We start from the raw sequence: 23,142 nt of genomic DNA on the forward strand, positions 1-23,142 counted from the left end.
GTCGGTGACGTGCAGCAGGCCGTCGATGCCGCCCAGGTCCACGAACGCGCCGTAGTCGGTGATGTTCTTGACCACGCCTTCGCGGACTTCGCCCTCTTGCAGCTGCGACACCAGCTCGGTGCGCTGCTCGGCGCGGGCTTCTTCCAGGATCGCCCGGCGCGAAACCACGATGTTGCCGCGGGGACGGTCCATCTTGAGGATGGCGAAGGGTTGTTCCTTGCCCATCAGCGGGCCGACGTCGCGAACCGGACGGATGTCCACCTGCGAGCCGGGCAGGAACGCCGAGGCGCCGCCCAGATCGACGGTGAAGCCGCCCTTCACGCGGCCGACGATGACACCCATCACCGGCTCGTTCTTGGCGTAGACTTCCTCAAGCCGCGTCCAGGCTTCCTCGCGGCGGGCCTTCTCGCGGCTGATGACCGCTTCGCCCATCGCGTTCTCGACGCGCTCCAGGAACACCTCGACGGTGTCGCCGGCCTTCAGCGGCGGACGCTCTTCGCCAGGCGCGGTGAATTCCTTCAGCGGGACGCGGCCTTCGGTCTTCAGGCCGACGTCGACGATCGCGAAGTCCTTCTCGATGGCCACCACCTTGCCGTGGACCACCTGGCCTTCCATGAAGTCACGCCCGCCGAGGGACTCGTCGAGCAGCGCGGCGAAGTCGTCGCGCGAGGGATTGAGGCTGATATCGTTCGCCATGAGATCTTTCGTTCGGAATGATCGACGTCCGCGCAGCCGGCGGCCCGCGGTCCGATCAGGTTAGGGGTTGAACCGAAGACGCGGGAAAACCACCCCGCGCGGGTGTAATCAAAAGTCTGCCCGCGGCGACCGAGGGAAAGGCGCGGTTGGATTCGCCCTGCCGGCCAAGCCTCCTATCGGGAAGCTTCCCAGCGGGCGCGCGCCGCCTCGACGATGCGGCGGGCCGCATCGGCGGCGAGGTCTATAGTCATTTCGGTGGTGTCGAGCAACTCCGCGTCGCGCGCAGCGACCATGGGGGCGGCCTCCCGGGCGCCGTCGCGGGCGTCGCGCCGGCGGATGTCGGCCAGCACGTCGGCGTACTCCACCGTCTCGCCCTGGCCCGCAAGCTGTTTCCAGCGCCGCTCGGCGCGGACTTCGGGCGTGGCGGTGACGTAGAGCTTGGCCGGCGCGTCGGGGCAGATGACGGTGCCGATGTCCCGACCGTCCAGAACGGCGCCGCCCGGCTGCGCCGCGAAGGCCCGCTGGAAGTCCAGCAGAGCGGCCCGGACGCCGGGATGGACCGCCACGCGGCTGGCCAGCTCGCCCGCGCCGCGGGTGCGCAGGGCGGGGTCGTCCAGGACTGCGGCCGTCAGCCCGCGCGCGCCGTCCGAGGCGGCGGCCTCGTCGTCCGGGTTCCCGCCCGCACGGTCGGTGAGCACGCCTACCGCACGGTAGAGCAGTCCGGTGTCCAGCACCGGCAGGCCGAACATCCGGCCCAGCCGCACGGCGATCGTCCCCTTTCCCGAGGCGGCAGGGCCATCCACGGCGACGACGAAGGAGGGCGCCGTCATCCTTCGCGTTCCCGCCTCACGCCTCGACCGCCTCGCCGATCCCGGCTCCCAGACCGCGCATCATGTCGACGAAGCCGGGGAAGCTGGTGGCGATCATGCCCGGCTCATCGACGGTCACCGGCGTTTCGGCCGAGAGGCCCAGCACGAGATGGCTCATGGCGATGCGGTGGTCGCCGTGCGTGACCACGCGCGCGCCGCCCTCCACCCGGTGATTGCCGCCCTTGGCGCCGACCACCGTCAGGGCCTCGGCTTCCTCCTCGATGCCGACGCCGCAGGCGGCGAGCCCCGCGGCCATAAGGGCGATCCGGTCGCTTTCCTTCACGCGCATTTCGCCGATGCCCCGCATCACCGTCTTGCCTTGCGCAAAGGCCGCCGCCACCGCCAGGATCGGATATTCGTCGATCATCGACGGCGCGCGCTCGGGCGGCACGTCCACGCCCGAGAGTTCGGAGTAACGCGCCGTGACGTCGCCCACGCTCTCGCCGCCCTCGTCGCGGATGTTGGTCACCGACAGGTCGGCCCCCATGTCGCCCAGGGTCTCGAGCAGACCGATGCGGGTGGCGTTGAGCAGCATGCCCTGGACCGTCACCTCGGATCCCGGCGTCACCAGGGCCGCCACCAGCGGGAAGGCGGCCGACGACGGATCGCCCGGCACGTGGATACGGGTTCCGCGCAGCTTCTGGCCGCCGGGCACGACGATGCGGCGGGCCGCCCCGTCCTCCGAGACGTCAACCTGCGCGCCGAAGCCGCGGAGCATCCGTTCGGTATGGTCGCGGGTAGCCTCGGGCTCGATCATTTCGGCGCCGCCGTCGGCGCGCAGGCCCGCCAGCAGGACCGCCGACTTCACCTGGGCCGAAGGCTCGGGCAGGCGGTAGGCGATCCGGCGCAGATTCCCGCCCCGCAACGTCAGCGGCAGGCGGCCGCCGGCGCGGCAGATCCAGCTCGCCCCCATCTCGCCCAGGGGTTTCAGAACCCGGTTCATGGGCCGGCTGCGCAACGAGGCGTCCCCCGTGAAGGTGACCGACAGATCGAAGCCCGCCGCCGCGCCCATGATGAGACGCACGCCGGTGCCGGCGTTGCCGCAGTCGATCACATCGGCCGGCTCGGCGAACCCGCCGCGCCCTTCGACGCGCCACGCCCCTTCGCCCAGACAGGTCACGTCGGCGCCGAAGGCGGCCATGGCGGCGGCCGTGCGCTTCACGTCGTCGCCTTCCAGCAGCCCCTCGATCTCGGTCACGCCCTCGGCGAGGGCGCCCAGGATGAGGGCGCGGTGGCTGATGGACTTGTCGCCGGGAGCCCGCACCCTGCCCCTCAGGGGGCCAGAGCGCCGGGCGGTCAGGGTCGCCGCCGTCATGAGTGAAAAACACGCCTCCGAAAACGGGGTCAGATCGAAAGGGGGATTGCTTTGACAGCCGCCTTCGCGCGTGGCAAGGGACGCCGCTTTTCGCGAAACCGCCATATCTAGAGGGTCGCCGTCTTTGGCCAATCCCGAGCTGGGCACGAAGCAAATCTGCCCCAACTGCTCCGCCAAGTTCTATGATCTGAACAAGCGGCCTGCGCACTGTCCCAAGTGCCATACCGAGTTCGATCCCGACGAGGCCGTCCGCAGCCGCCGCGTCCGCGCGCGCGCCGTCACGCCCGAAGCCGAGGCGGACGACGAACGCGAGGATCAGGTCGCCGACGACACCGAGCGCGACGAGGATGAAGAAGAAGAGGCGGCGACGCCCGAGCTGGACGACGTCTCGGACGAGCCGCCGCTGAGCTCGGACGACGACGACAGCGACTCCGAGCCGGCCCAGGTCTCGGAAGACCTCGGCGAATTCGGCGACGACGAGGAAAGCGACGAGGACGACGACGTGCCGTTCCTGGAGGACGAGGACGACGACGACTTCGACGAATCCGAGATCGAAGGGCTTCCGGACGAAGGGGACGACGACCGCTAGGAGGCGGTCGGAACCCGGCCGCGCCGGCCACCAGACCGGCGCGGAACCTGCCTTTTTCGTCACCGGCCAGCGGCCCGTGGCGACCTTCCTCCGAGGGAGGAAGAAAAGACGAAAAAAGCCTGCGAAGTGGGCTTGATCGCAGGAACCGGTTTGAATAGGTTCCGCGCCTTCCTGGGGCCCCGGCTCTCGGGAAGACCCGGACCTCGGGGCTATAGCTCAGTTGGTAGAGCGCTTGAATGGCATTCAAGAGGTCAGCGGTTCGACTCCGCTTAGCTCCACCATGAAGCCTCCCAGGAGACCCCTGGGAGGCTTCATCATTTTCGGGCCAGAGTCTCGTTCGGGCGGGACACGCGCCGAGCAGCGTCAGCAGGAGGGGCGGCTCCCGGCCGCGCCCTCCCTCTCACAGCCTGGTTCCGGGGCCTGGTTTCAGGGCCTGAACTTGAAGTGGCGGCCACCGAAATCGAACTCGGTATAGCGACCTTCCCACGCTGGCGGGACCTTGTCCGCCTCCCAGCGGTCGTACTGCGCCTTGAGCCTGGCCAGCCGTTCGGGCTCCCGGGCGGCGAGGTTGGTGGCCTCCTTGGGATCCTCACGCAGATTGTACAGGTGCTCCGCGCCGTCGAAGTCGCGATGATACTTCCAGTCGCCCTCGCGGACCGTGCGCAGCGGCGTGGAGCGCCAGACGAACTGGCGCGCCGCATCGCCGCCGGCCTTCACCTGGGCCAGCAGGTCGCGGCCGTCGTAGACCCGATCCTTCGGCAGCTCCAGGCCAGCCGCCTTCACCACGGTCGGGAAGACATCCATGCTCGACACCGGGGCGCGATGCGTCCGACCCGCCTCCAGGGCGGCGGGCCAGCGCATGACGAAGGGCACGCGGATGCCGCCCTCGTAGTGCGTGAGCTTGCCCCCCGTGAGCGGCTCGGGGCTGCAGAGGCCCGGCAGGTACGCCGCACAACCGTTGTCGCTGAGGAACACCACGATGGTGTTGCGACCGAGCCCGCGCCTGTCGAGATGATCCAGCACCTCGCCGACACTGTCGTCCAGGGCGCTGACCATGCCGGCGTACACGCGCTGGGCCTTGTCTTCGATATGGGGGAAGCGGTCGTAGTACTTCAGGGTCGTCTGGAACGGCGTATGCGGCGCGTGGTGCGCGAGGTAGAGGAAGAACGGGCGGTCGTCGGCCGCATCTATGAACGCGATCGCCTGACGGGTCAGTTCTTCGGTGAGATACCACTCGCCGTGCGGGACGACCGTGCGGTCAGCGCCCTTCACCACGGCGTTCAACGGATCGACGATGTCGTAAGGCTGGGCGATCGTGCCTTCGCCGCGCGTCCGGCTGATGGGCGCGCCGTTCACGACGGTGGGCGCGCGGGGATCGATGAAGTTGGTCTGCCCGGTGAGGAATCCCCACCAGGTCTCGAAGCCCCGGTTGGTGGGGTAGTGCTCGTCGTTCCAGCCCAGGTGCCACTTGCCGATGGCGGCGGTCCGATAGCCGCCGGCCTTCATCACCTGTCCGAGGGTCACCTCCCGCGTGTCCAGGCCGAGATGCTGGTCGGCGTCGCGGCGGGCCGGTCCGTTGTTGTACTCGAAGCCGTACCGCTGCTGGTGGCGTCCGGTCATCAGCGCGGCCCGGGAGGGCGAACAGATCGGCGTCGACACATAGCCTTCGGTGAAGACCACGCCGTCGCGGCCCAGCCGGTCTATGTTGGGCGTGGGAATCCGCCCCTTGTGATAGGTCGAAACGTCGGCGTACCCCAGGTCGTCCGCCAGGATGACGATCACGTTCGGGCGAGCGGGCTTTGCGGCGTCACGGGCCTGCGCCCCCGTGGCGAACAGGCCGGCGCAGACGATGCCGGCGGCGACAAGGGTTCTCCGGAGCAATATTTCCTCCCATCGGGATCATGTCTTTGACTGACCGAACGGTAGGTAAGAGATTTGACGCGGTCAATCCGGTGACGCCTGACGGGCATGAAGCCGGCGCGGGACGCAGCGTGGAGAGGAAGGAGACGGCATGCCCTATCTGACGAGGCCCGACGGCGCGAAGATCAGCTGGGAGGCGCACGGCCCGCCGGGCGCGCCGCCCCTTCTGCTCTGCACCATGGCGACCGCCGCGATGTCGGTCTGGACGCCGCTGGTCGAAGCCCTGTCGCCCGACTGGCGCGTGCTGCTGCACGACCGGCGCGGCGAAGGCGACTCGGACGCCGGCGCCCCCGCCACCCACACCTTCGAGACGATGCGCGACGATGCGCTGGCGGTGATGGACGCGGCAGGCGCGGCGTCGGCCGCGGTCGCCGGCATGGCCTTCGGCGCGCGGGTCGCGTTGCGGATCGCCCTGGACGCGCCCGACCGCGTCGCGGCCCTGATCCTGTTCGACGCCACCGGCGGGCCCCCGGCTCCGCTCGCCGAGCGCACGGCGGGCCGCGAGGCGGCGAAGGCCCTGCGCGCGGCGGCCGGGCTGGCGGAGCCGGCGGTCGAGCGGGCCTGGTTCCGCCGCCGCGACCCCGGGGGCGAGAAGGTCAACGGCCGCGCGCTCGCAGGGCAGCCGGCGTGGATGCCGGGACTTGAGCGGATCTCGGCCCCCACGCTGGTGGCGTGCGGCGAGCAGGACCCCAACCTGCCGGGGTCGCGCCGGCTGGCGACGGAGATCCCCGGAGCCCGCCTGGAGGTGATGCCGATGGCCGGGCACGGCTCGATCCTGGACCGGCCCGACCATGTGGCGGCCTGCGCGCGCGCCTTCCTGGAAGGCCTGCCGGCCTGACGCCGCGTTCCGCCGGAATAGGGTTCAGAACGCCTCCTCGTGCAGTTGGAAGTACTCCCGGTAGGGCGCGCCACGCGAGGTGAGGAAACCGCCATCGACGGGCAGGTAGACTCCGCTGACCGCGCGCGCGGCCGGGCTGGCCAGGAAGGCGCACACATTGGCGACGTCCTCCGGCTCCACGACGCGTTGCAGCGGCAGGTTCCGCGCGCTGGCGGCCTGACGCTCGGCCGGGATGTCACCGCCGCCCATGCGGTTGCGCATGGGGCCGGGCGCCACGGCGTTCACCCGAACGCCCCGCCGGCCCAGTTCGAAGGCGGCATGGCGGACGAGGCCCGTTAGCGCCGCCTTGGTGGCCGCGTAGTGCGCGCCGCTCATATAGGCCACATGTTCGGCGGCGACGGACGAGATGGCGGTGATCGAGCCCTCGCCGCGCATCACCCGCGCACCGGCCTTGAGCGTCAGGAAGACGCCGGTCAGGTTCACGTCGACCACGCGCCGCCACTGGTCGGCGCTCATCTGCGGGATGGTGTGGCGGCTGGCGATCCCCGCGCAGCAGATCACGTGGTCAAGGCCGCCCTCGCTCAGCAGCCGGTCGGCCAGCGCCTCGAGCGCCTCGGCGTCGGTGACGTCCAGCATGACGGCCTCGGCCCGCCCACCTCCGTTCACGATCGCGGCCGCCACGCCCTCGGCGCCGCGCGTATCGAGGTCGCAGACCGTCACCTGCGCGCCGTCCGCGCCGAACCGCCGCGCCACCGCCGCGCCGATCCCTGAACCTCCGCCGGTCACCAGCACCCTGCCGCCCGAAGACACCATCACATCCTCCCTTGTTCCACGTCCCCAAGTACCGCCCGTCCGTCCGGTAAGTCTACGGGATTGCAGAAACCGACCGACCGGTTAGTCTGTGCGCGATAGGGTCGGCGAAGACGTCCGGAGCGATTCCCGGCCGAGGCGCACAACGGAGGTGGAGATGGTGAAGTCGCCGGCGCCGGTTTCCCGCCCCGCCCTATCTTCCCGCCCCGCTTTGCCTGCCCGCCCCGTCCCGTCATTTCGGCCGGTCCGGGACAGTCACCCACATCCAGGGCCCCGGCCTTGACGACGCCCCGCAGGCCCAAGCCCGGCGATCTGGTCATCGATCCTCTGCCGCCCGCGCGGACCCATCCGGTCAGCGAACGCCTGCGGCAGATCTACGCCGAAGCCGCGCGGCTGTTCGTGGAGAAGGGCTACGACGCCACCTCGATGAGCGACATCGCCCAGGCGGTGAACATCACCAAGGCCGGCCTCTATCACTTCGTGAAGAGCAAGGAGGACCTGCTCATGACGATCGTGACCCACGGCATGGACCAGCTCTTCGACGACGTGGTGGAGCCGGCCCGCGCCGTCGCGGATCCGGCCGAGCGCCTGAGCCTCATCGTCCGAAACCATGTGATGAACATCGGCCGCGTGCGGGGACGGTCCGGTAATCCCCTCACCATCATCGCGGACGATGTTTCCGGCCTCGGCGGGGAACGCAAGCGCCAGATCGATCGCCGCAAGCGCGAATATTTCGACCTCGTGCGCGACACGCTGGGCGCACTTCAGGCCCGCGGCGACATCGACGGCGCGCTCGACATCACCGTCTGCGCGCACAACCTGATCGGCGTGATCCTCTGGACGGCGCGGTGGCGCCGTCCGGAAGGCCGCGCTTCCCGCGACGATGTCGCCGAGCAAATCCTGGCCTTCGTTTCGCGCGGCGTCCTGGCGCGCCGCCCGCCCGACACATCAACGCTTGCGAACCTGCCGACCGATCGGTAAGTGGTCTCCATTCCTGCGATCGTGCGGCACAGCCCGAGGCGGGACCCAGGGAGGTCGACCTATGCGTATCGGTCCCGTTGGAGCCTCCGTCGGCGTCGCCGCGCTGGTCGCGGCCCTCGCAGGGGGCGCCTGGACGGCGCTTTCGGCCACGCCCTCCGACGCCCGCGCGTCGCGGGCCGAACCCCTGACGCCCCGCGACGCGGTGATGGTCACGATCCCCGGCGGGGCGGTGACCGTCGGAGACGACGCCGGGCCGCCCGACGAACGCCCGGCCCTCACCCGCCGCTTCCAGCCGTTCCTGCTCGACCGCACGCCGGTCACGGTGGGCCAGTTCGCGGTGTTCGTCCGCGAAACCGGCCACGTCACCGAGGCCGAGAAGCTCGGCGAGGGCGGCGTACTGGACCGCACGGCCGGCGCCTGGGCCTCCGTACCGGGAGCCGACTGGCGTCATCCTCAGGGGGCGGACCGACCGGCCGCGCCGGCGGACCATCCCGTCACCCAGGTGTCCTGGGCCGACGCCGACGCGTTCTGCCGGGCCTATGGCGCGCGGCTGCCCACCGAGTTCGAATGGGAGCGCGCCGCCCGGCTGGGCCAGACACCGGACGGCCACGTCTTCCGGGCGGGCGATCCCCTGGCGCTCGACGGCCGGTACCTCGCCAACACATGGCAGGGCTTCTTCCCGATCGAGGACCGGGGCGAGGACGGGTTCCGGACCACCTCGCCCGTGGGCGCCTTCGGCGAGACGCCAGCAGGCCTCACCGACATGGCCGGCAACGTCTGGGAATGGACCGCGTCATGGCGGCGACCCTATGCGACGCTCGACGCGCCGTTCCGCCCGGGCGTCGGCGCGGAACGCGTGCAACGCGGCGGCTCCTTCCTGTGCGATCCCTCGTTCTGCGAAGGCTTCCGGGCCACGGCCCGCAACCATTCCACCCCGGAGACGGCGCTCATGCACGTCGGCTTCCGATGCGCCGCCGATACCGGCCGCGCATCGCCCCTGATTGGCCGCATCCGCCCCCTCCCGCAGGCCTGAGCCCCAGGATCCCAACGCCATGAAGCATCCTCTTCGCCTCGCCCTCGCCCTCGCCTGCAGCGCGACCCTGGGCCTCACCAGCTGCATGAGCGGTCCCGGCGCGCCCGCCGCCGGCGCGGAGACGGTCGCACGCGCGCCCGCGCGAGCGCCGAACGTGATCATCATCATGGCCGACGACCTGGGTTACGCCGATATCGGCGCCTATGGCATCAAGCGCATCCCGACCCCAAACATCGACCGGATCGGGATGGAGGGCGTGCGCTTCACGGACGGCTACGCCAGCGCGCCCGTCTGTTCGCCGTCGCGCGCCGGAACCCAGACCGGCCGCTACCAGCAGCGCTTCGGCTTCGAATTCAACAACGGCCCCGCCCGCCGCGACCACGAGGAATCGCTGGGCATAGACGTGAACGAGATCACCCTGGGTCAGGCGCTGAAGGGCCAGGGCTACGCCACCGGCCTGGTGGGCAAGTGGCACCTGGGCTCCCGCGACCCCTTCTATCCGACCAACCGTGGCTACGACGAGTTCGTGGGCCTGCTGAGCGGCGCCACCAGCTACATCGACACCACGCGGGAGGACGTCGTGCACTGGGTGCGGCCTGGGCGCGAGGGCAACGACGGGCCTTCAGGTCGCCGGAACCGGTTCACCGAGATCTACGAAGGACCGGACCGCAAGCTCGTCGACAACTATCAGGAGTACCTGACCGAGTACCTCGGTCGCCGCGGCTCGGAGTTCGTCACGCGCCATGCGCCGGCCGCCAACCCCTACTTCCTCTATCTCGCCTTCACGGCGCCGCACGATCCTATGACGGTGACCCGCAAGTACTACGACCGCTTCCCGCACATAAAGACGGAGCACCACCGCATCTATGCGGCCATGGTTTCGGCGCTGGACGACGCGGTGGGCCAGGTACTGGACGCCGTCGACCGCTCGGGCGAGGCCGACAACACGATCGTCTACTTCCTGTCCGACAACGGTTGCGCCGCCTATTACGACGGCATGTGCGCCTGCGAGCCCCTGCGCGGCGGCAAGCTGACTCACTATGAAGGCGGCGTGCGGGTGCCCTACCTCGTGCGCTGGCCGGCGAAGCTGAAGGCCGGGACGATCTATCGCCAGCCGGTCTCGACCCTCGACATCTTCCCCACCGTCCTGGCGGCGGCGGGCGGCAAGCTCGCGACCGACCGCGTCTACGACGGCGTGGACCTCCTCCCCTACCTGAGCGGCGCCAAGGCGGGCCTCCCGCACGACACGCTGATGTGGCGCCGCAGCCCGCTGGTCTCGATCCGCCAGGGCGACTGGAAGCTGTGGAAGGACCTGAACGGCAAGTACACCCTGCTCTTCAACCTGAAGGACGACCTGAACGAGACCACCAACCTCGCGGACCGGCATCCCGAAAAGGTGCGGGAACTGGAGGCCGCGCTCGACAAATGGTCGAAGGACCTTCAGGACCCCAGGTGGCCGTCGCGGCCGCATACGACCTACAACGTCTGCGGCACGCCGTTCACGGTCCCGATCTGACGGGCGAGGGCGGAGGCGGATGGATCAGCAGTCGAGCTACACGACCGACGTCGCCTATCCGTCCGCGTTCGGGGCCTTCCAGGCTCCGATCCACCTGGCGCAGGCGGCCTGGGGAGCAGGTCGCGGCGGGCCGGCGCTGGATCGTCCCTTCGCCTACGCCGACCTGGGCTGCGGCGCCGGCCTGACCCTCTGCGTCCTCGCCGACTGCTATCCCGACTCGGAATTCCACGGCGTCGACCTCAACCCCGCGCACGTGGCCCAGGCCCGCGCGCTCGCCAAGGCGGCCGGACTGTCGAACGTGGTGGTCCACGAGGCCAGTTTCGCGGATCTGCCCAAGCTGAAGACGCCGACGCTGTCGTTCGCCGGCCTCAGCGGCGTGTATTCCTGGCTTCCGTCCGGGCTGCGGCGCGCCTGCCTGGACTTCCTCGGCGAACGGCTGGCGCCCGACGGCGCGGTGTTCCTCCACTATGCGGCCCTGCCTGGAAACGCCCAGGTGGACGCGCTCTATTCGCTGATCCGCGAGGTCGCGCGCGAGGCGCCCGGCGACAGCGTCGAACGCTTCCGCCATGCCTGCGGGGTCGTCGGCCGGCTGCGCGCCGCAGGGGCCCGCTTCTTCCGCATCAATCCGCAGGCCGACGCCTGGTTCGGCCAGCTCGACGGACACGATCCGCGCGGGATGGCGCATGAAGTGCTGAACGCCCAGTCTGTGAGCCTCTCCGCCCGCGACGCCGAGGACGAGGCGCGCGCCAGCGGCCTGGCGTTCGTGGCCAACGCCCAGCTCGAGCTCAACGACCTGGCGCTGACGGCTCCCGACGCCCTGCGCGCCGATTTGGAAGGCGTCTCCCGCACCGCGCGCGAGATGCTGATGGACGCCGTGCGCAACACCCACAGCCGGATGGACGTCCTCATGCGTGGCGACGCGCCGGTCGCCAGTGGCGCACCGGCCCTCTGGGTGGACCGGCTGACCCGCGGTCCCCTGGACGAGGAGCGCAGGACGCTCTCGGCGCGGACCGGCCTGGACCTCTCGGCGCCGGCGTTCTCGGCCATCCTGGCCCGCGTCGACGGCCGCGCCGCGCCTCTCGCCGACCTCGCCGCGACACCCGAGGACGCCCGGGCGGTCCAGCGGCTCGCGGCCCTGAAGCTCGTAAACCTCCTGCGCCGTCCCTACGCCGCCGCTGCGCCGGCCGGCCGGCCGCGCCTCGTGTCGCGCCTCAACGAACTCGTCCTGCAGGACCGGATCGAGTCGAGCGGCCCGACGCCCTTCGCCTCCCCTGTGGCGGGCACCCAGCTCCTGCTCCCGCCGCAGGACCGCCTGGCGCTTCTCCATCTGGTCGGCGGCGACTTCGCGGCGGCCTGGAAGCGGCTGGCGGCGGCCGGCCAGACGGCGAAGATGGACGGGCGGACGATCGACGGCCCGCAGGCGCTGGCGGACGCCGCCGCCCGGCGGGGCGAGGCCCTGGGCGCCCAGATGATCCCCACCCTCGCGCGGCTGGGGATCGTGGCCTGATCAGCGCGGCCGGACGGCCTCGAAGAAACGGGCCTGGGCGTCGGCGTAGTCCGAACGCATCTGGTGTCCTGCAAATGCGATGAGCATGGCGTTCAGGATCTCGCGGCCGCTCGCCCCGGCCGGCAGCATCCGACCCAGGTCCGCCATCTCGGTCCGCCCCAGAACCGGTCGCGCGGGCAGGGCCGCCCGCCGGCCCGCCGCATCGATCAGCCCGGCGGCGCGCAGGGCGTCCAGCGTCCGGCCCGCGGCTTCCGCGTCTCGGCCGTCCAGTCCCGTCAGGTCGTCCACGGTCAGCGCCCGCGGCCTGGCCAGGTGCGCCTCGGTCCGCGTTCCCACCTCGTCCACGCGCCGTATGGCGGCGCCGACGCGCGTCGCATCGACAAGGCCATCGGCCTCGGCGGTGACCGCGAAGATCGGGGGGAAGTCCGCCCCGGCGTAGGCCACGGCGAGCGCCGGCACGGGGCCCATGTAGTTGGCGACGCCCGCCACCGGCAGACCGACGCGCCGGGCCGATGTCGCGAAGACCGTGGCGAAGCCCCCGCCATTGGACATGCCCATCGCATAGACGGGCGTCGTCGCGCCGAGGGCGCCGCGATCGACGAGCGCCTTGTGCAGGGCCAGCATGTGATCGACATCAGCGTTCGTCCCGGCGCCGACGGCCTCGAGATTCCATCGCGCGGGATCGCGCGACTCCGAGCGGGTGGCGACGACCGCGTAGCCCCGCTCCAGCAGGGGGCCCAGCGCACAGCGCGTCTCGGGCCTCCGGGCGAAGGCCTCCGAGCCGCCCGTGCCGTGGAACAGATACACCACCGCCCGCGGCGAGGGCGGCAGGCGCAGCAGCGTCGGGCGCCCCGCGACCGTCTCCTGGACATAGGCGATGTCGGGCGGCGCACAGGCCGCCGTCGCCGCTCCGGCCCACGCGAGCCAGATCGAACAGGCGGCGGCAGCGGCGAGCCGGCGCATCATGGCCGCCCCCCACTTTCCCCGCGGACCAGGACGCCGCCCAGGGCCATCCGAGTGATCTGCTCGATGATCTCCTCGACCGACAGCCGTCCCTTCGGCTTACGCCAGCGGGCCACCCACAGGATCATGCCGATGATGTTGTGGGTGGCGATGGTGAGGTCCAGGTCGTCGGCCACGTCGCCGCGCTCGCGCAGTTCCTGAAGCGCCCCGCGGACCAGATCGAAGTACTCGCGCTTCCGCGCGTCGATGATCTTCTGGAACTTGGGGCTGAGGCCCGCGGGGTCGTCGGCGACGATCGTCACCGGATTGCCCTGCTTGCTGCTCACCCGCGTGATGTTGAGGAGGTGGGCGCGGATGATCAGCCGCAGCCGCGCCAGGGGGTCGGGCTCCTCGCGGGCCGGGTGGACCACTTCATCGAACAGCTCGTCCATGCCGAAGGTCTTGATGATGAAGAGCAGGTCCTCCTTGCTCTTCACGAAGTGATAGAGGCCTGCCTTGGTGATGTTCACCGCCTGGGCGATGTCGCTCATCGAGGTGGCGTCGTAGCCCTTGGCGACAAACAGCCGCGCGGCCTGAAGGTAGATGTCCATCTGACGGGCGCTGGCCACCCGCGGCCTGTCGGGCCGGAGAACTTCGTAGTCGGAATCGGCCGTCGACGCCGTTCGAACCGGCTTCGCGCGTGAAGGCTCCTTCGCGGTCTTGACGGCGGGTCGTGTCCGGCGTGCGGCCGGGGCGGGTGTCTTCGGCAACGGTGGCCCCCTGTGGCCGCGCCGAAGTGCGGCGCGGCGTTCTTTCGACGGTTAGCATCATAGTTTCGCATGCGTCACGTTCGCCGGGAAACCCGGTTCGACGCCCGCGATGCGTGCACGGCTTGCAGCACATCTCCAAGCGCCTGTACAGGTTTTGCCTACCGATCGGTTGGTAGGCCTTTATCCGAAGGCAAAGCTGGGGTATGGCTGGCGAAGGCCGAACCTACCGGCCGGTCAGTCTACCACTTCTGCAACGAGAAAAGTCCAAGGGGAAGCGTCATGGGTTCCAGACATAGATTTCTGGCGCGTGCGTCCGTCATGGTGCTGGCCGCGGCGGTGGCCGCGCCCGTGACGCCGGCCGCCGCGCAGACCATCGAGGAGCTGGTGGTGACCGCGCGCAAGCGCGAGGAGAACGTCCAGGACGTTCCGGCGGTCGTCAGCGCACTGAGCGGCGAGAACATCAGGGCCCTGGGCGGCGTGAGCGACACGCGCGACCTGGTGCAGTTGCTGCCGGGCGTGACCTTCATCGAGGCCGCGTCGAAGGCCAACGCCGAGCCCAACATCCGCGGCGCCGGCCAGGCCCGCCTGCCCAACTCAGACGCGGCGATCGGTCTCTATCGCGACGGAGCCTACATCGCCGGGGGCAACATCGGCGGCCGCGCCTTCCAGAGATTCGACCTCTTCGACGTCGAACGCGTCGAATCTCTGCGCGGGCCGCAGGGCGCGCTGTATGGCCGAAACGCCGTCGGCGGCGCGATCAACACCATCACCCGCAAGCCGGGCTTCAGCGATTCGGCCGAGGTGACCGTCGGCTACGGCGATCACGACACCCTGGTGGCCAACGGTCTCTTCAACAAGGCGGTGACCGACACCTTCGCCGTGCGCCTGGGCTTCGACCACACGCAGCAGAGCGGATGCATCTACAAGCGCCTGGACACCGGCGGCTGCTTCGACTTCATGAAGTATGGCGCGGGCCGCCTCGCGATGCGCTGGCGCCCGAACGACCGCTTCGACGCGACGTTCGTGGCCGACTATTCCGACATGGCGACCGACTCGGGGGGCGTCGGCTTCTACCGCAGCGCGCCGCGGCCGTTCGACACCAACGACGTGAACGGCCGCACCTCGCTCAACACGGCGCAGTCCAATTTCAACTTCAGCTTCAGCTACGACCTGGGCTGGGCGGACCTCTATTCCACCACGAACCATCGCCGGCGCGACAGCGCATGGTACACCGACCCTGACGGCCTGACCGGCAACGCCCAGGCGCTGCGCACCGACAAGTCCGAGACGACGTTTCACGAGACCCGGCTGCAGGGCGAGGCCGATCGCCTGAACTGGCTGGTCGGCGCAGATCTCTTCTACCTGAAGGACGACTACAACATCCGCGAACGCGGCCTGGCGCTCCTCGTCAACACGATGACGATGACGACAATCAACCCGAACAGCGACCTCAACACGTTGCTGGACAGCGAATCCTACGGGGTCTTCGGCTCGGTGGAATACAGCCTGACCGAGCGGGCGAAGCTGCAGGCCGAGGCCCGGTACAGCTACGACAAGAAAGAAGGCGAGATCATCGCCGTGCGTGTCGACGGCGGTCCCCGCTATGTCGACTTCCCCCCAGGCAGTCCGCAGGCGCGGCCCAGTGTCAGCTTCGAGAACCTGTCCTGGGGCGTGACCGCCTCGTACCGGTGGACGCCCGAACTCATGACCTTCGCGCGGGTCGCGACGGCCTTCCGCGCAGGGGGCTTCAACTCCGAGCTGGGCAACCCCTGCAACATGCCCGACGAGGTTCCGGGCACGTCCTGCAACCTGATCGACGTGCCGTTCACCTACGAGCCGGAGAAGTCCATCACCTACGAGGCCGGGCTGAAGAGCACCTGGTGGGAGCGCCGGCTGCTGCTGAACGCCAATGTTTACTGGGTCGAGTACAAGGACCTGCTCGCGAACCTGAACAACGGCATCCCGCCGATGATGGACCCGCTCAACGGCGCGATGTTCCTCGCGAACGCGGGTGACGCCTGGGCCCTCGGCGCCGAGGTGGATCTGAGCGTGAGCGCCCCCCTGCCGCCCGAGCTGGGTCAGCTCACCTTCACCGCGAACTACGCCCACCAGGAGGGCGAGTTCCGCGATCCGCCGGCCTTCCTGACCACGGTGCGGAAGGGCAACAAGGTCGCCCGCCTGCGGAACGCGCAGGTCACCGGCTCGGCGCTCTACGCCAAGCCGATCACCGAGGACTGGATACTGAGAGCGTCCCTGACCGTGCGCCACGAGTCCGGCGGCTTCCAGGGGGCGGAGAACAACACGATCCTGGACGACTACACCGTCTTCGGCGGGCGGGTGGCGCTGGAGTCCCAGCACTGGACCCTCTCGGTCAGGGCCCAGAACCTGTTCAACCACAGGTACTTCACCAACCAGGGCGGCACGCAGGTCTCCCCCGGCCTGCAGGAAGAGTACCGCCTGAACGACCCGCGCTACGTCGAAGCGACGGTCACGTACCGCTGGTGAGTCTTCTCCCCGAACGCCTGCCCGGCCGGCGTCGCCGGCCGGGCGTCTTTCGGGGTCGCAGGAAGGGACGAGGATGAAGCGCGGAACCCTGGCGCTCGCGACCGTCGGAACGACGCTCGCCGCATTCGCGGCCGGCGCCGCGGCGGCCTGGGTCATGAGCGGCGCGGCCTGGATGCGGACGGGCGTCGGCCCCGGCCCCTGGAAGACCAACGCGGGCACAGGCGACGCCACCGCCGGTCCTCTGCATCGGGCCCTGGTGTCCCGTACGGGTCTCTGGGCGCTTCCCCAGTCGGAGGTGGTCTACTTCCGGGCCCTGACCGACGACGACGGCCGACCGCTCTCCCGCGCCTGCGTCTACGAGATCGCGGGACGGGGCGACCCTCCGACCCGCTGGTGGTCGATCAACCTCTATCGGGACCACTTCTGGGTGGACAACCCCACCGACCGCTACTCGTACTCCAGGACCACGGTGGCGCGCGCCGGCGACGGCTCCTGGCGCGTCAGGGTGGCGGCGGATCCCCAGCCGGGCGACTGGCTGCCGATGGGCGACCAGGACGGCCTGTTCCTGCTGTCGTTCCGGCTCTACCAGCCCGCGCCCTCGGTGGCCGCAGCCCCTCAGGAGACCCCCTTGCCGGGCGTGCGGAGAATATCATGCGCCTGAAGACCGCAGCCATGCTGGCGGGCGTCGCCGTCGCCGCCGCGACGGCGGGCTGGTTCGGTGCGCTGGAGATCATCCCGCGCCACGCCACCGACCGGATGTGGAGCCAGTTCCAGAAGGCGGGCATGAAGCTCAACCGCCTCTCGCCAGCCCGCATACGGACCGCGAAGACGGCGAAGGTGGTGGCCGACAACGCCGACACTCTGACCCGCTCGGCGATCATCGACCTGTCGGACGGGCCGATGTTGTTCACGGCCGAGATTCCGGGCGACGACCGGTACTGGTCGGTCTCGCTGTTCGCCCACAACACCGACACCTTCTTCGTGGCCAACGACCAGACGGTCGGGCCGGGACCCTACCGCCTGCTGATCCGCGAACGGGGCCAAGCAGGTCCCGCCGAGGCGGAGGCCGACGACGTGGCCGTGAGCCCCAGCCGCAGGGCTTTCCTCATCATCCGCGCCGTCATGCGCGACCGCAACGATCCCGCCGAAGCGCAGGCGCTTCAGGCCCAGGTGATGGCGTCACAGCTCGAGCCGGTGCGGTAGATGCGCCGTCGGACCGCCGCCGTCGCCGTCCTGGCGCTGACGGCGACCGCCGCGATCGCGTTGTCCTGGACCACCCCCGTGCGGCCCATCGCCTGGACTCCCGATCCCAGCGATCCCGCCTTTCAAGGCCGCCGCACGGGTCTCACGATCGTCCGCACGCTCGATCTCGGGCCCGGCGCCGGTCCCGAGGACTGCGCCGCTCTGGCGGACGGGCGGCTGGCCTGCGGGCTCGCCGACGGCCGTATCGTGGTGGTCGAGGCCGACCTGTCCGGCGTGGCCGGCGTCATGGCGAACACCGGCGGCCGGCCTCTGGGCATCACGGTCCGGGGCCACGACGTGCTGGTCGCCGATGCGCGCAAGGGCCTGTTGCGGATCACGCCCGACGGCGCCGTGGCCGTGCTGCGCGCCGCATGGCCCGAAGGCGACCTGCGGTTTGCGGACGAATTGGCGACGACCCCGGACGGCGGCATCTGGCTCACGGACGCCTCGTCCCGCTGGGGACAGGATGCGGTGGCGCAGGAGTTCACCGAACGTCGCCCCACGGGCCGGCTACTGCGGCTGGGACCCGACGGCCGGGGCGGCGCGGTGATGGAAGGATTGGGGTTCGCCAACGGGGTCGCGGCCGGCGCCGACCACGTCCTGGTGGCCGAAACCTCGCGGTGGCGGATCCTGCGGCGCTGGACCGCGGGGCCGCAGGCCGGCCAGAGCGAGGTGTTCGCCACCGGCCTGCCCGGCAGCCCCGACAACCTGACGCTGGATTCGCACGGGCGCCTGTGGGTGGCGCTGGTCGGGCCGCGCGGCGAGGAGGACGAACGCCTGGCCGGCCGCCCGCTGCAGCGGGCGATCCGCTTTCGCCTCCAGCGGCTGGCCGGGCCAAAGCCCCAGGGCCTCCGGCCGAGCGCGGTCATGGTGTTCGGGCGCGACGGGCGCTTGCTGGGCCTGTTCGACGTTCCCCATCCGGAACTCGGGGGCGTCACCACCGTCGTTCCGACCGATCTGGGCCTCGTCCTGGGGACGAACCGGGGCCGCAAGCTGGCGCTGGCGGCATGGCCCGCCCTGCCGCCGGCGGAGGCGCCCGTCGGACCGCCGACCCGGTTGTCGGCGCCCTAAGCGGCGCGAACGGCCTGCATCCTGCGGTCTCAGACGTCGTCGTCGCCGACGGGGCCGCCCTCGTTCTCCCACTTGCCGATGGCGCGGGCGTCCTTGCGGTTGAACTTGAGGCGCACGCCCACACCGCCATCGGGCCCTTCGTCGATCAGGACGGCGCCGCCCTCTTCCAGCGCGAGGCGCAGGCGCCCCGCCGCGGCGGCGTCCAGACTCGCGCGACCCGCCTCGAAATCGGCGATCGCCGTCTCGTCCAGGCCCGACAGGCGGGCCACATGGTCGCGAGGCCACTGGACCAGGGCCCGGGCGGCGCGCGCGAGTGGGCCGGTGATGGGGGAGCCTGCGGCAGGCATGAAGCGTCGTCTCCTGTCGGTCACTCGCCCTGGCGCGGGGCCTTGAGGCGGAAGATCATCTTCTCGATGCGGCGCTCGTCCGCCTCTGCGATCTCGACGGCGTAACGGCCGATACGGACCACCTCGCCCTCCTGGGGGAAGCGGCCCAGGTGGTTCAGGATGAGACCCGCCGCGGTGTGGAAGCCGCCGGGCTCGAACGGCTCGTCCAGCACGTCGGACAGCTCCACGAGGTCGGCCTTGCCGTCCACGCGCCAGACACCCTCTTCGATGGGCATGATCGACGCGTCGGGATCGTCGTGCGCCTCCGGGAAGTCCCCAGCGATCATTTCCAGAAGATCGGTGGGCGTGATGACGCCCTCGAGGCCGCCGAACTCGTCGACCACGAAGGCCATGTGCAGCTTCGACGCCTTCATCTGCTCCAGGGCGCCCAGCAACGACGTGGTCTCGGGGATGTAGATGGGGTCGCTGGCGAGACGACCCAGGTCAAGCGGCTCGCCGGCCAGGAGGGCGTCGGCCACGTCGCGCTTGTGGACCACGCCCAGCGGGCTGTCGAAATCGGTTCCCTTGGCCAGGACGAACCGCGAATAGGGGCACTTGCGCACTTCTTCGCGGATCACCGCCTCGGGATCGTCCAGCGATATCCAATAGACCTCGGTGCGTGGGGTCATGGCCACGCGGACGGGTCTGTCGCCCAGGCGCATCACCTCCTGCATCATCGCCTGCTCCTGGGGCTCGATGACGCCGGCGCCCGTGCCCTCGGCCAGGACGGTCTCGACCTCTTCCTGAGTGACGGCGCTGCCATCCCGGTCGCGGACGCGCAGCAGGCGCAGCACCGTGGCGGTGGAGAAGGTCAGGAGGGTGACGAACGGCCCCATCAGCCGTGCGAGGACGGTCAGCGGTCCGGCCACCACGCCGGCGATGGCCTCGGAATGGATCAGGGCCAGCCGCTTGGGCACCAGTTCGCCCAGGATCAGCGAGAAGTAGGTGAGCATGACCACGACCAGGCCGGTGGCGATCTGCTCGGAATAGGGCGCGAGCAGCGGCCACGAGCGCTCCAGCATCTCGTCGAGTTCGCCCGCGATGGTGGCCTGACCGTAGGCGCCGGCCAGGATGCCGATGAGGGTGATGCCGACCTGGACGGCGGACAGGAAGCGGGTGGGATCATCGGCCAGGGCCAGCGCGGCGCGGGCGCCCTTGTCCCCGCGCTCGGCGCGGGCCTGAAGTTTGGCTTTTCGGGAGGACACCACGGCCAGTTCGGACATGGCGAAGAGGCCGTTCAGCAGCACCAGAAGGAGCACGACGGCGGAAGCGAAGAGGAGCATTTTCCCGTGTTTCGGCGAGGCGCAGGCCGCCCCGACGCCCAGACTAGCGGGTGGGACCGCAAGACGCGAGGGCGCCCTGCGCCACCCGCCGTCGGCCGGCTTGCGCAGCCTGTGAGGCGGGGCCAAAATGCGCATATGACCGGCGCCCCGTCGCACGAGAATCCCTCACACGCCCTGGCAGGCCCCATCGCGCAGGCCGCTCCGGCCGGGCTGCTGATCCTGGCCGCCGCGCTCTCGGTGACCGGTTGCGACCAGCCCAAGCCCCGCAATCCCCCGTCGGCCGCCGCCGGGCCGCCGGCCGCGCCCACGCCCACGCCCCCCACGCCGGACTGGGCGAAGCCCCTGCTGGGCCAGGCGCTGCAGGCCGCATTCCCCAAGACCGGCGCCTGCAAGGGCAACACGGACATCGTCCAGCGGACCTACGCCGGCGATCCGGCCGGCGTGCAGATCCACGGCTGGGGCTGGGACGCGGCGCGCAAGGCCCGGGTCGAGCGCGTGGTCCTGACCGACGCGGAGGGGCGCATCGTGGGCGCCGGCGCCGGCGGCGGCGAGCGGCCCGACGTCCCGGTCGCCCTGGCCGAGGTGACGGACGGGCATACGGGGTGGAACGCCGATGCGCCGGTGACGCACGGCCCGCTGCTGGCCTACGGCGTGGTGGCCGACGACACCGCCTGCGTCCTGGGCCGCATCGACTTCTGACGCGACCGGCGGTCGGATTTCCGACCGATCCGGACAGCGGGCAGCGCCCCCGACAGCGCCGTCATTGATCCGCTTCGTCGCAATCCCCACATAGGGTTTGTCCGGGCGAACCGAGCCGATACCGGGCGGTTCGACCGGAGAGTCGCTTCTTTCGAGGACTCTTTGGAATGAACCGCAGCCTGATCTTCGACAGTCCGTTCCTGTTGGGCTTCGAACACACCCGGAACCTGATCGAGCGGGCGTCGAAGGCGGCCGCCGAGAGCTATCCGCCCTACAACGTGGAAGATCGGGGCGACGGCGCCCTGCGGATCACCCTGGCCGTGGCCGGGTTTTCGCCCGATCAGCTCAGCGTGACCGTAGAGGATCGGCAACTCACCGTGGCGGGCCGTCGCGACGGCGGGGGCGCGAAGACGGAAGAGGCCTATCTGCATCGCGGGATCGCGGCGCGCGGCTTCCTCCGCAGTTTCGTCCTTGCCGACGGCATGGTGGTGGATGGAGCGACCCTGGAGCACGGGCTGCTCCACATCGATCTGGCCCGGCCGAAACCCGAGACCCGGATGCAGACCATACCGATCCGCACCGCGGGCTAGTTTCGCCAGGACCAGGAAGAGCCGGACCGCTGCATTGCGCAGGGTCCATCAGATGCAGGGCCGGCTGAACCGGCGGCCCCCGCAAGCGTTGAAGAGTACGGAGGTGGTCATGATGACGCCTGTTCTTTCGATGGAAGCGTTCGCCGCACTTGGCGCGCCCAATCTTGTCTATGTCCGCCCGATCAAGGCGTCGGAGATCATCGCCAGCACCCCCGCGGCGCAGATCCAGGCGTTCGAACTCGACCCCGAGCAGACGCTTTACGCGGTGCACCGCGCCGACGGCGAGCGCCTGGCCGTGCTCACGGACAGGGATTCCGCCGTAGCCGCCGCCCTCGCGCATGAGTTGGCGCCGGTCTCGGTGCACTGAATCCGGCCATCCCCTCCGACGGTGAGGAGCCCGGGAATCTAAGCCGCCGGCCGCGCGGCGTCCTGAACCAGAAGGACGTGAACCGCGTCGGCCGTGCGAGCTTTGCGCAATTGCTCGCGCAGATCGCCCTGGCGCATGACGCGCGACACCCGGGCAAGGGCGCGCAAATGGTCCGCGCCTGCGTTTTTGGGTGCGAGAAGAACGAAGAGCAGATCGACCGGCTGGTCGTCGACGGACTCGAACTCCACCGGTTGTTCCAGGCGCACGAAGACGCCGCGCATCCGCTCCAGGCCGTCAAGGCGCGCATGGGGCACGGCCACGCCATGGCCGACGCCGGTCGAACCCGCGGCCTCACGCTCCAGGAGGGCGTCGAGCACCTCGCCAGTCTCCAGGCCGAAATTCCGCGCGGCGATCTCGGCGATCACCGCCAGCGCCTTCTTTTTGTTGGCTGCGCGCACGCGCAGTGAGATCGCACCGCGATCCAGCAGTTCGCCGATGTTCATGGTCTCGAAGCACTACCTCGATCCGCTCGCGTCCGCCGGTGAGGGCGGACACGGCGGACGCCGCTGCAACTAGTGGGCCGGACCGGAAGACGCCCCGTCGCCGCCGTTCCGGCTCCGGGTCCGTTCCGGGTCGATCCAGCCGATATTCCCGTCGGGGCGGCGATATACCACCGAAAGTCCCCCATGCGCGGCGTTTCGAAACACGATTGTTTGAGCTGCGGTCAGGTCGAGCTCCATGACCGCCATAGAAACCGTCATCGAGCGCACCGGGCGCTCGGTTTCCGCGATGATCATGGGCTCGGCGCCGTTCCCGGAGGCCGGGGCGTCGTCGTCCTCGTCATCCCCCTCGGGCGCGGCGATGACGAAATAGGCGGCCGTCTCGGCCTGGCGCGCCATGGCCTGGGGGTGGTGATCCTTGAGCCGGTTCTTGTAGCGGCGAATGCGCTTCGACATCTTGTCCAGCGCCGCGTCGAAGGCCTGATGGGCGTCGGCCCCCAGACCCTGGGTCGTGAGCTGTTGCCCCGAGGCGAGGGTGACGGCGCAATCCACCTTGAAGGCGCCCCCCTCTCGGCTCACGACCACGTCGGCGCCGCCGCCACGGTCGAAATACTTCGCAATGCTGGTGGAGAGTTCGTCGGCGACTCGCGAACGCAGAGCCTCTCCGACATCGACATGCTTGCCGGTGACTTGGACTTGCATGAGCTAAGAAC

The 23,142-nt window shown here is 70.2% G+C and carries 24 protein-coding genes and 1 tRNA gene; 14 read left to right on the forward strand and 11 right to left on the reverse strand.

All coding sequences use genetic code 11. From position 1 onward, the window contains the following. From ABS78_RS17750 to aroA, 3 genes are all read right to left on the reverse strand, one after another. Positions 1-696: S1 RNA-binding domain-containing protein (locus tag ABS78_RS17750; RefSeq protein WP_293382424.1), on the reverse strand; the 696-nt coding region annotated here is incomplete at its 3' end. 173 nt (positions 697-869) lie between these two features. Beyond that, positions 870-1,526, reverse strand: a complete 657-nt coding sequence (gene cmk, locus ABS78_RS17755; RefSeq protein ID WP_293382427.1) for a (d)CMP kinase — start codon at positions 1,524-1,526, stop codon at positions 870-872. Positions 1,527-1,542: 16 nt separating this feature from the next. Continuing rightward, positions 1,543-2,880 (reverse strand): 3-phosphoshikimate 1-carboxyvinyltransferase, encoded by a 1,338-nt coding sequence (gene aroA / locus ABS78_RS17760; RefSeq protein ID WP_293382430.1) that lies wholly within the window; start codon positions 2,878-2,880, stop codon positions 1,543-1,545. A gap of 124 nt (positions 2,881-3,004) precedes the next feature. Between aroA and ABS78_RS17765 the strand changes: the two genes are divergently transcribed. Further along, positions 3,005-3,469 (forward strand): TIGR02300 family protein, encoded by a 465-nt coding sequence (locus ABS78_RS17765; RefSeq protein ID WP_293382433.1) that lies wholly within the window; start codon positions 3,005-3,007, stop codon positions 3,467-3,469. 205 nt (positions 3,470-3,674) lie between these two features. Then, positions 3,675-3,750, forward strand: a tRNA-Ala gene (locus tag ABS78_RS17770). Positions 3,751-3,895: 145 nt separating this feature from the next. Here ABS78_RS17770 and ABS78_RS17775 read toward each other — a convergent pair. Continuing rightward, positions 3,896-5,350, reverse strand: coding sequence for a sulfatase-like hydrolase/transferase (locus ABS78_RS17775; protein ID WP_293382436.1), 1,455 nt, complete (start codon positions 5,348-5,350; stop codon positions 3,896-3,898). Between the two features lie 130 nt (positions 5,351-5,480). Between ABS78_RS17775 and ABS78_RS17780 the strand changes: the two genes are divergently transcribed. Beyond that, positions 5,481-6,227 (forward strand): alpha/beta fold hydrolase, encoded by a 747-nt coding sequence (locus ABS78_RS17780; RefSeq protein WP_293382439.1) that lies wholly within the window; start codon positions 5,481-5,483, stop codon positions 6,225-6,227. 24 nt (positions 6,228-6,251) lie between these two features. Here the strand turns inward: ABS78_RS17780 and ABS78_RS17785 are convergent, their stop codons facing one another. Continuing rightward, positions 6,252-7,040 carry an SDR family NAD(P)-dependent oxidoreductase gene (locus ABS78_RS17785; RefSeq protein ID WP_293382442.1) on the reverse strand — a complete coding sequence of 263 codons (789 nt, stop codon included), beginning with the start codon at positions 7,038-7,040 and terminating at the stop codon, positions 6,252-6,254. A gap of 276 nt (positions 7,041-7,316) precedes the next feature. On the opposite strand from ABS78_RS17785, the gene ABS78_RS17790 reads away from it, so the two are divergent. The 4 genes from ABS78_RS17790 (at position 7,317) to ABS78_RS17805 (ending at position 12,074) form a co-directional block, all read left to right on the forward strand. Next, positions 7,317-8,018 carry a TetR/AcrR family transcriptional regulator gene (locus tag ABS78_RS17790; protein WP_293382445.1) on the forward strand — a complete coding sequence of 234 codons (702 nt, stop codon included), beginning with the start codon at positions 7,317-7,319 and terminating at the stop codon, positions 8,016-8,018. 61 nt (positions 8,019-8,079) lie between these two features. Then, positions 8,080-9,051: a formylglycine-generating enzyme family protein gene (locus tag ABS78_RS17795; RefSeq protein ID WP_293382447.1), complete on the forward strand. Its 972-nt coding sequence runs from the start codon at positions 8,080-8,082 to the stop codon at positions 9,049-9,051. Positions 9,052-9,070: 19 nt separating this feature from the next. Then, positions 9,071-10,567: a sulfatase-like hydrolase/transferase gene (locus ABS78_RS17800; protein ID WP_293382450.1), complete on the forward strand. Its 1,497-nt coding sequence runs from the start codon at positions 9,071-9,073 to the stop codon at positions 10,565-10,567. Positions 10,568-10,586: 19 nt separating this feature from the next. Then, complete coding sequence (locus tag ABS78_RS17805; RefSeq protein ID WP_293382453.1) at positions 10,587-12,074, forward strand: class I SAM-dependent methyltransferase; 1,488 nt, start codon at positions 10,587-10,589, stop codon at positions 12,072-12,074. Here ABS78_RS17805 and ABS78_RS17810 read toward each other — a convergent pair whose 3' ends face one another. Both ABS78_RS17810 and ABS78_RS17815 read right to left on the reverse strand, forming a co-directional pair. Further along, positions 12,075-13,040, reverse strand: coding sequence for a hypothetical protein (locus tag ABS78_RS17810; RefSeq protein WP_293382456.1), 966 nt, complete (start codon positions 13,038-13,040; stop codon positions 12,075-12,077). Next, entirely contained in the window at positions 13,037-13,627 is a 591-nt protein-coding gene (locus ABS78_RS17815; RefSeq protein ID WP_293382459.1) for a TetR/AcrR family transcriptional regulator, read from the reverse strand. The genes ABS78_RS17810 and ABS78_RS17815 overlap by 4 nt, the downstream gene beginning before the upstream one ends. A gap of 438 nt (positions 13,628-14,065) precedes the next feature. Between ABS78_RS17815 and ABS78_RS17820 the strand changes: the two genes are divergently transcribed. The 4 genes from ABS78_RS17820 (at position 14,066) to ABS78_RS17835 (ending at position 18,604) form a co-directional block, all read left to right on the forward strand. Beyond that, positions 14,066-16,291, forward strand: a complete 2,226-nt coding sequence (locus tag ABS78_RS17820) for a TonB-dependent receptor (protein ID WP_293382462.1) — start codon at positions 14,066-14,068, stop codon at positions 16,289-16,291. Positions 16,292-16,364: 73 nt separating this feature from the next. Next, positions 16,365-16,952 (forward strand): DUF1214 domain-containing protein, encoded by a 588-nt coding sequence (locus ABS78_RS17825; protein WP_293382465.1) that lies wholly within the window; start codon positions 16,365-16,367, stop codon positions 16,950-16,952. Continuing rightward, the gene (locus tag ABS78_RS17830) at positions 16,943-17,494 is read left to right on the forward strand and encodes a DUF1254 domain-containing protein (RefSeq protein WP_293382468.1); all 552 of its coding nucleotides are present in this window, start codon (positions 16,943-16,945) and stop codon (positions 17,492-17,494) included. Before ABS78_RS17825 ends, ABS78_RS17830 begins: the two co-directional genes overlap by 10 nt. Beyond that, positions 17,495-18,604, forward strand: a complete 1,110-nt coding sequence (locus ABS78_RS17835; protein ID WP_293382471.1) for an SMP-30/gluconolactonase/LRE family protein — start codon at positions 17,495-17,497, stop codon at positions 18,602-18,604. It begins immediately after the preceding gene. A gap of 29 nt (positions 18,605-18,633) precedes the next feature. Here the strand turns inward: ABS78_RS17835 and ABS78_RS17840 are convergent, their stop codons facing one another. Together ABS78_RS17840 and ABS78_RS17845 are read right to left on the reverse strand one after the other, a co-directional pair. Next, positions 18,634-18,951: a DNA-binding protein gene (locus ABS78_RS17840; RefSeq protein WP_293382474.1), complete on the reverse strand. Its 318-nt coding sequence runs from the start codon at positions 18,949-18,951 to the stop codon at positions 18,634-18,636. 20 nt (positions 18,952-18,971) lie between these two features. After that, on the reverse strand, positions 18,972-20,273 hold the full coding sequence (locus ABS78_RS17845) for a hemolysin family protein (RefSeq protein WP_293382477.1): 1,302 nt from the start codon (positions 20,271-20,273) through the stop codon (positions 18,972-18,974). A gap of 135 nt (positions 20,274-20,408) precedes the next feature. Between ABS78_RS17845 and ABS78_RS17850 the strand changes: the two genes are divergently transcribed. From ABS78_RS17850 to ABS78_RS17860, 3 genes are all read left to right on the forward strand, one after another. Further along, positions 20,409-20,972, forward strand: coding sequence for a hypothetical protein (locus ABS78_RS17850; protein ID WP_293382480.1), 564 nt, complete (start codon positions 20,409-20,411; stop codon positions 20,970-20,972). Positions 20,973-21,139: 167 nt separating this feature from the next. Next, complete coding sequence (locus ABS78_RS17855; protein WP_293382483.1) at positions 21,140-21,562, forward strand: Hsp20 family protein; 423 nt, start codon at positions 21,140-21,142, stop codon at positions 21,560-21,562. Positions 21,563-21,674: 112 nt separating this feature from the next. Further along, the gene (locus ABS78_RS17860) at positions 21,675-21,929 is read left to right on the forward strand and encodes a DUF1150 domain-containing protein (protein ID WP_293382602.1); all 255 of its coding nucleotides are present in this window, start codon (positions 21,675-21,677) and stop codon (positions 21,927-21,929) included. Between the two features lie 38 nt (positions 21,930-21,967). On the opposite strand, the gene ptsN is transcribed toward ABS78_RS17860, so the two are convergent. Both ptsN and raiA read right to left on the reverse strand, forming a co-directional pair. After that, the gene (gene ptsN, locus ABS78_RS17865; RefSeq protein ID WP_293382486.1) at positions 21,968-22,432 is read right to left on the reverse strand and encodes a PTS IIA-like nitrogen regulatory protein PtsN; all 465 of its coding nucleotides are present in this window, start codon (positions 22,430-22,432) and stop codon (positions 21,968-21,970) included. A gap of 69 nt (positions 22,433-22,501) precedes the next feature. Next, complete coding sequence (raiA, locus tag ABS78_RS17870; RefSeq protein ID WP_293382489.1) at positions 22,502-23,131, reverse strand: ribosome-associated translation inhibitor RaiA; 630 nt, start codon at positions 23,129-23,131, stop codon at positions 22,502-22,504. Between the last annotated feature and the right edge of the window lie 11 nt (positions 23,132-23,142).

Source organism: Phenylobacterium sp. SCN 70-31 (assembly GCF_001724605.1).
Taxonomy (GTDB): domain Bacteria; phylum Pseudomonadota; class Alphaproteobacteria; order Caulobacterales; family Caulobacteraceae; genus Phenylobacterium.

Bases quoted from the DNA above. Each gene is read 5' to 3' on its own strand.
- cmk (WP_293382427.1), bottom strand. From the start codon at position 1,526: ATGACGGCGCCCTCCTTCGTCGTCGCCGTGGATGGCCCTGCCGCCTCG.
- aroA (WP_293382430.1), bottom strand. From the start codon at position 2,880: ATGACGGCGGCGACCCTGACCGCCCGGCGCTCTGGCCCCCTGAGGGGC.
- ABS78_RS17780 (WP_293382439.1), top strand. From the start codon at position 5,481: ATGCCCTATCTGACGAGGCCCGACGGCGCGAAGATCAGCTGGGAGGCG.
- ABS78_RS17785 (WP_293382442.1), bottom strand. From the start codon at position 7,040: ATGGTGTCTTCGGGCGGCAGGGTGCTGGTGACCGGCGGAGGTTCAGGG.
- ABS78_RS17795 (WP_293382447.1), top strand. From the start codon at position 8,080: ATGCGTATCGGTCCCGTTGGAGCCTCCGTCGGCGTCGCCGCGCTGGTC.
- ABS78_RS17800 (WP_293382450.1), top strand. From the start codon at position 9,071: ATGAAGCATCCTCTTCGCCTCGCCCTCGCCCTCGCCTGCAGCGCGACC.
- ABS78_RS17805 (WP_293382453.1), top strand. From the start codon at position 10,587: ATGGATCAGCAGTCGAGCTACACGACCGACGTCGCCTATCCGTCCGCG.
- ABS78_RS17810 (WP_293382456.1), bottom strand. From the start codon at position 13,040: ATGATGCGCCGGCTCGCCGCTGCCGCCGCCTGTTCGATCTGGCTCGCG.
- ABS78_RS17815 (WP_293382459.1), bottom strand. From the start codon at position 13,627: ATGGACATCTACCTTCAGGCCGCGCGGCTGTTTGTCGCCAAGGGCTAC.
- ABS78_RS17820 (WP_293382462.1), top strand. From the start codon at position 14,066: ATGGGTTCCAGACATAGATTTCTGGCGCGTGCGTCCGTCATGGTGCTG.
- ABS78_RS17825 (WP_293382465.1), top strand. From the start codon at position 16,365: ATGAAGCGCGGAACCCTGGCGCTCGCGACCGTCGGAACGACGCTCGCC.
- ABS78_RS17830 (WP_293382468.1), top strand. From the start codon at position 16,943: ATGCGCCTGAAGACCGCAGCCATGCTGGCGGGCGTCGCCGTCGCCGCC.
- ABS78_RS17835 (WP_293382471.1), top strand. From the start codon at position 17,495: ATGCGCCGTCGGACCGCCGCCGTCGCCGTCCTGGCGCTGACGGCGACC.
- ABS78_RS17840 (WP_293382474.1), bottom strand. From the start codon at position 18,951: ATGCCTGCCGCAGGCTCCCCCATCACCGGCCCACTCGCGCGCGCCGCC.
- ABS78_RS17845 (WP_293382477.1), bottom strand. From the start codon at position 20,273: ATGCTCCTCTTCGCTTCCGCCGTCGTGCTCCTTCTGGTGCTGCTGAAC.
- ABS78_RS17850 (WP_293382480.1), top strand. From the start codon at position 20,409: ATGACCGGCGCCCCGTCGCACGAGAATCCCTCACACGCCCTGGCAGGC.
- ABS78_RS17855 (WP_293382483.1), top strand. From the start codon at position 21,140: ATGAACCGCAGCCTGATCTTCGACAGTCCGTTCCTGTTGGGCTTCGAA.
- ABS78_RS17860 (WP_293382602.1), top strand. From the start codon at position 21,675: ATGACGCCTGTTCTTTCGATGGAAGCGTTCGCCGCACTTGGCGCGCCC.
- ptsN (WP_293382486.1), bottom strand. From the start codon at position 22,432: ATGAACATCGGCGAACTGCTGGATCGCGGTGCGATCTCACTGCGCGTG.
- raiA (WP_293382489.1), bottom strand. From the start codon at position 23,131: ATGCAAGTCCAAGTCACCGGCAAGCATGTCGATGTCGGAGAGGCTCTG.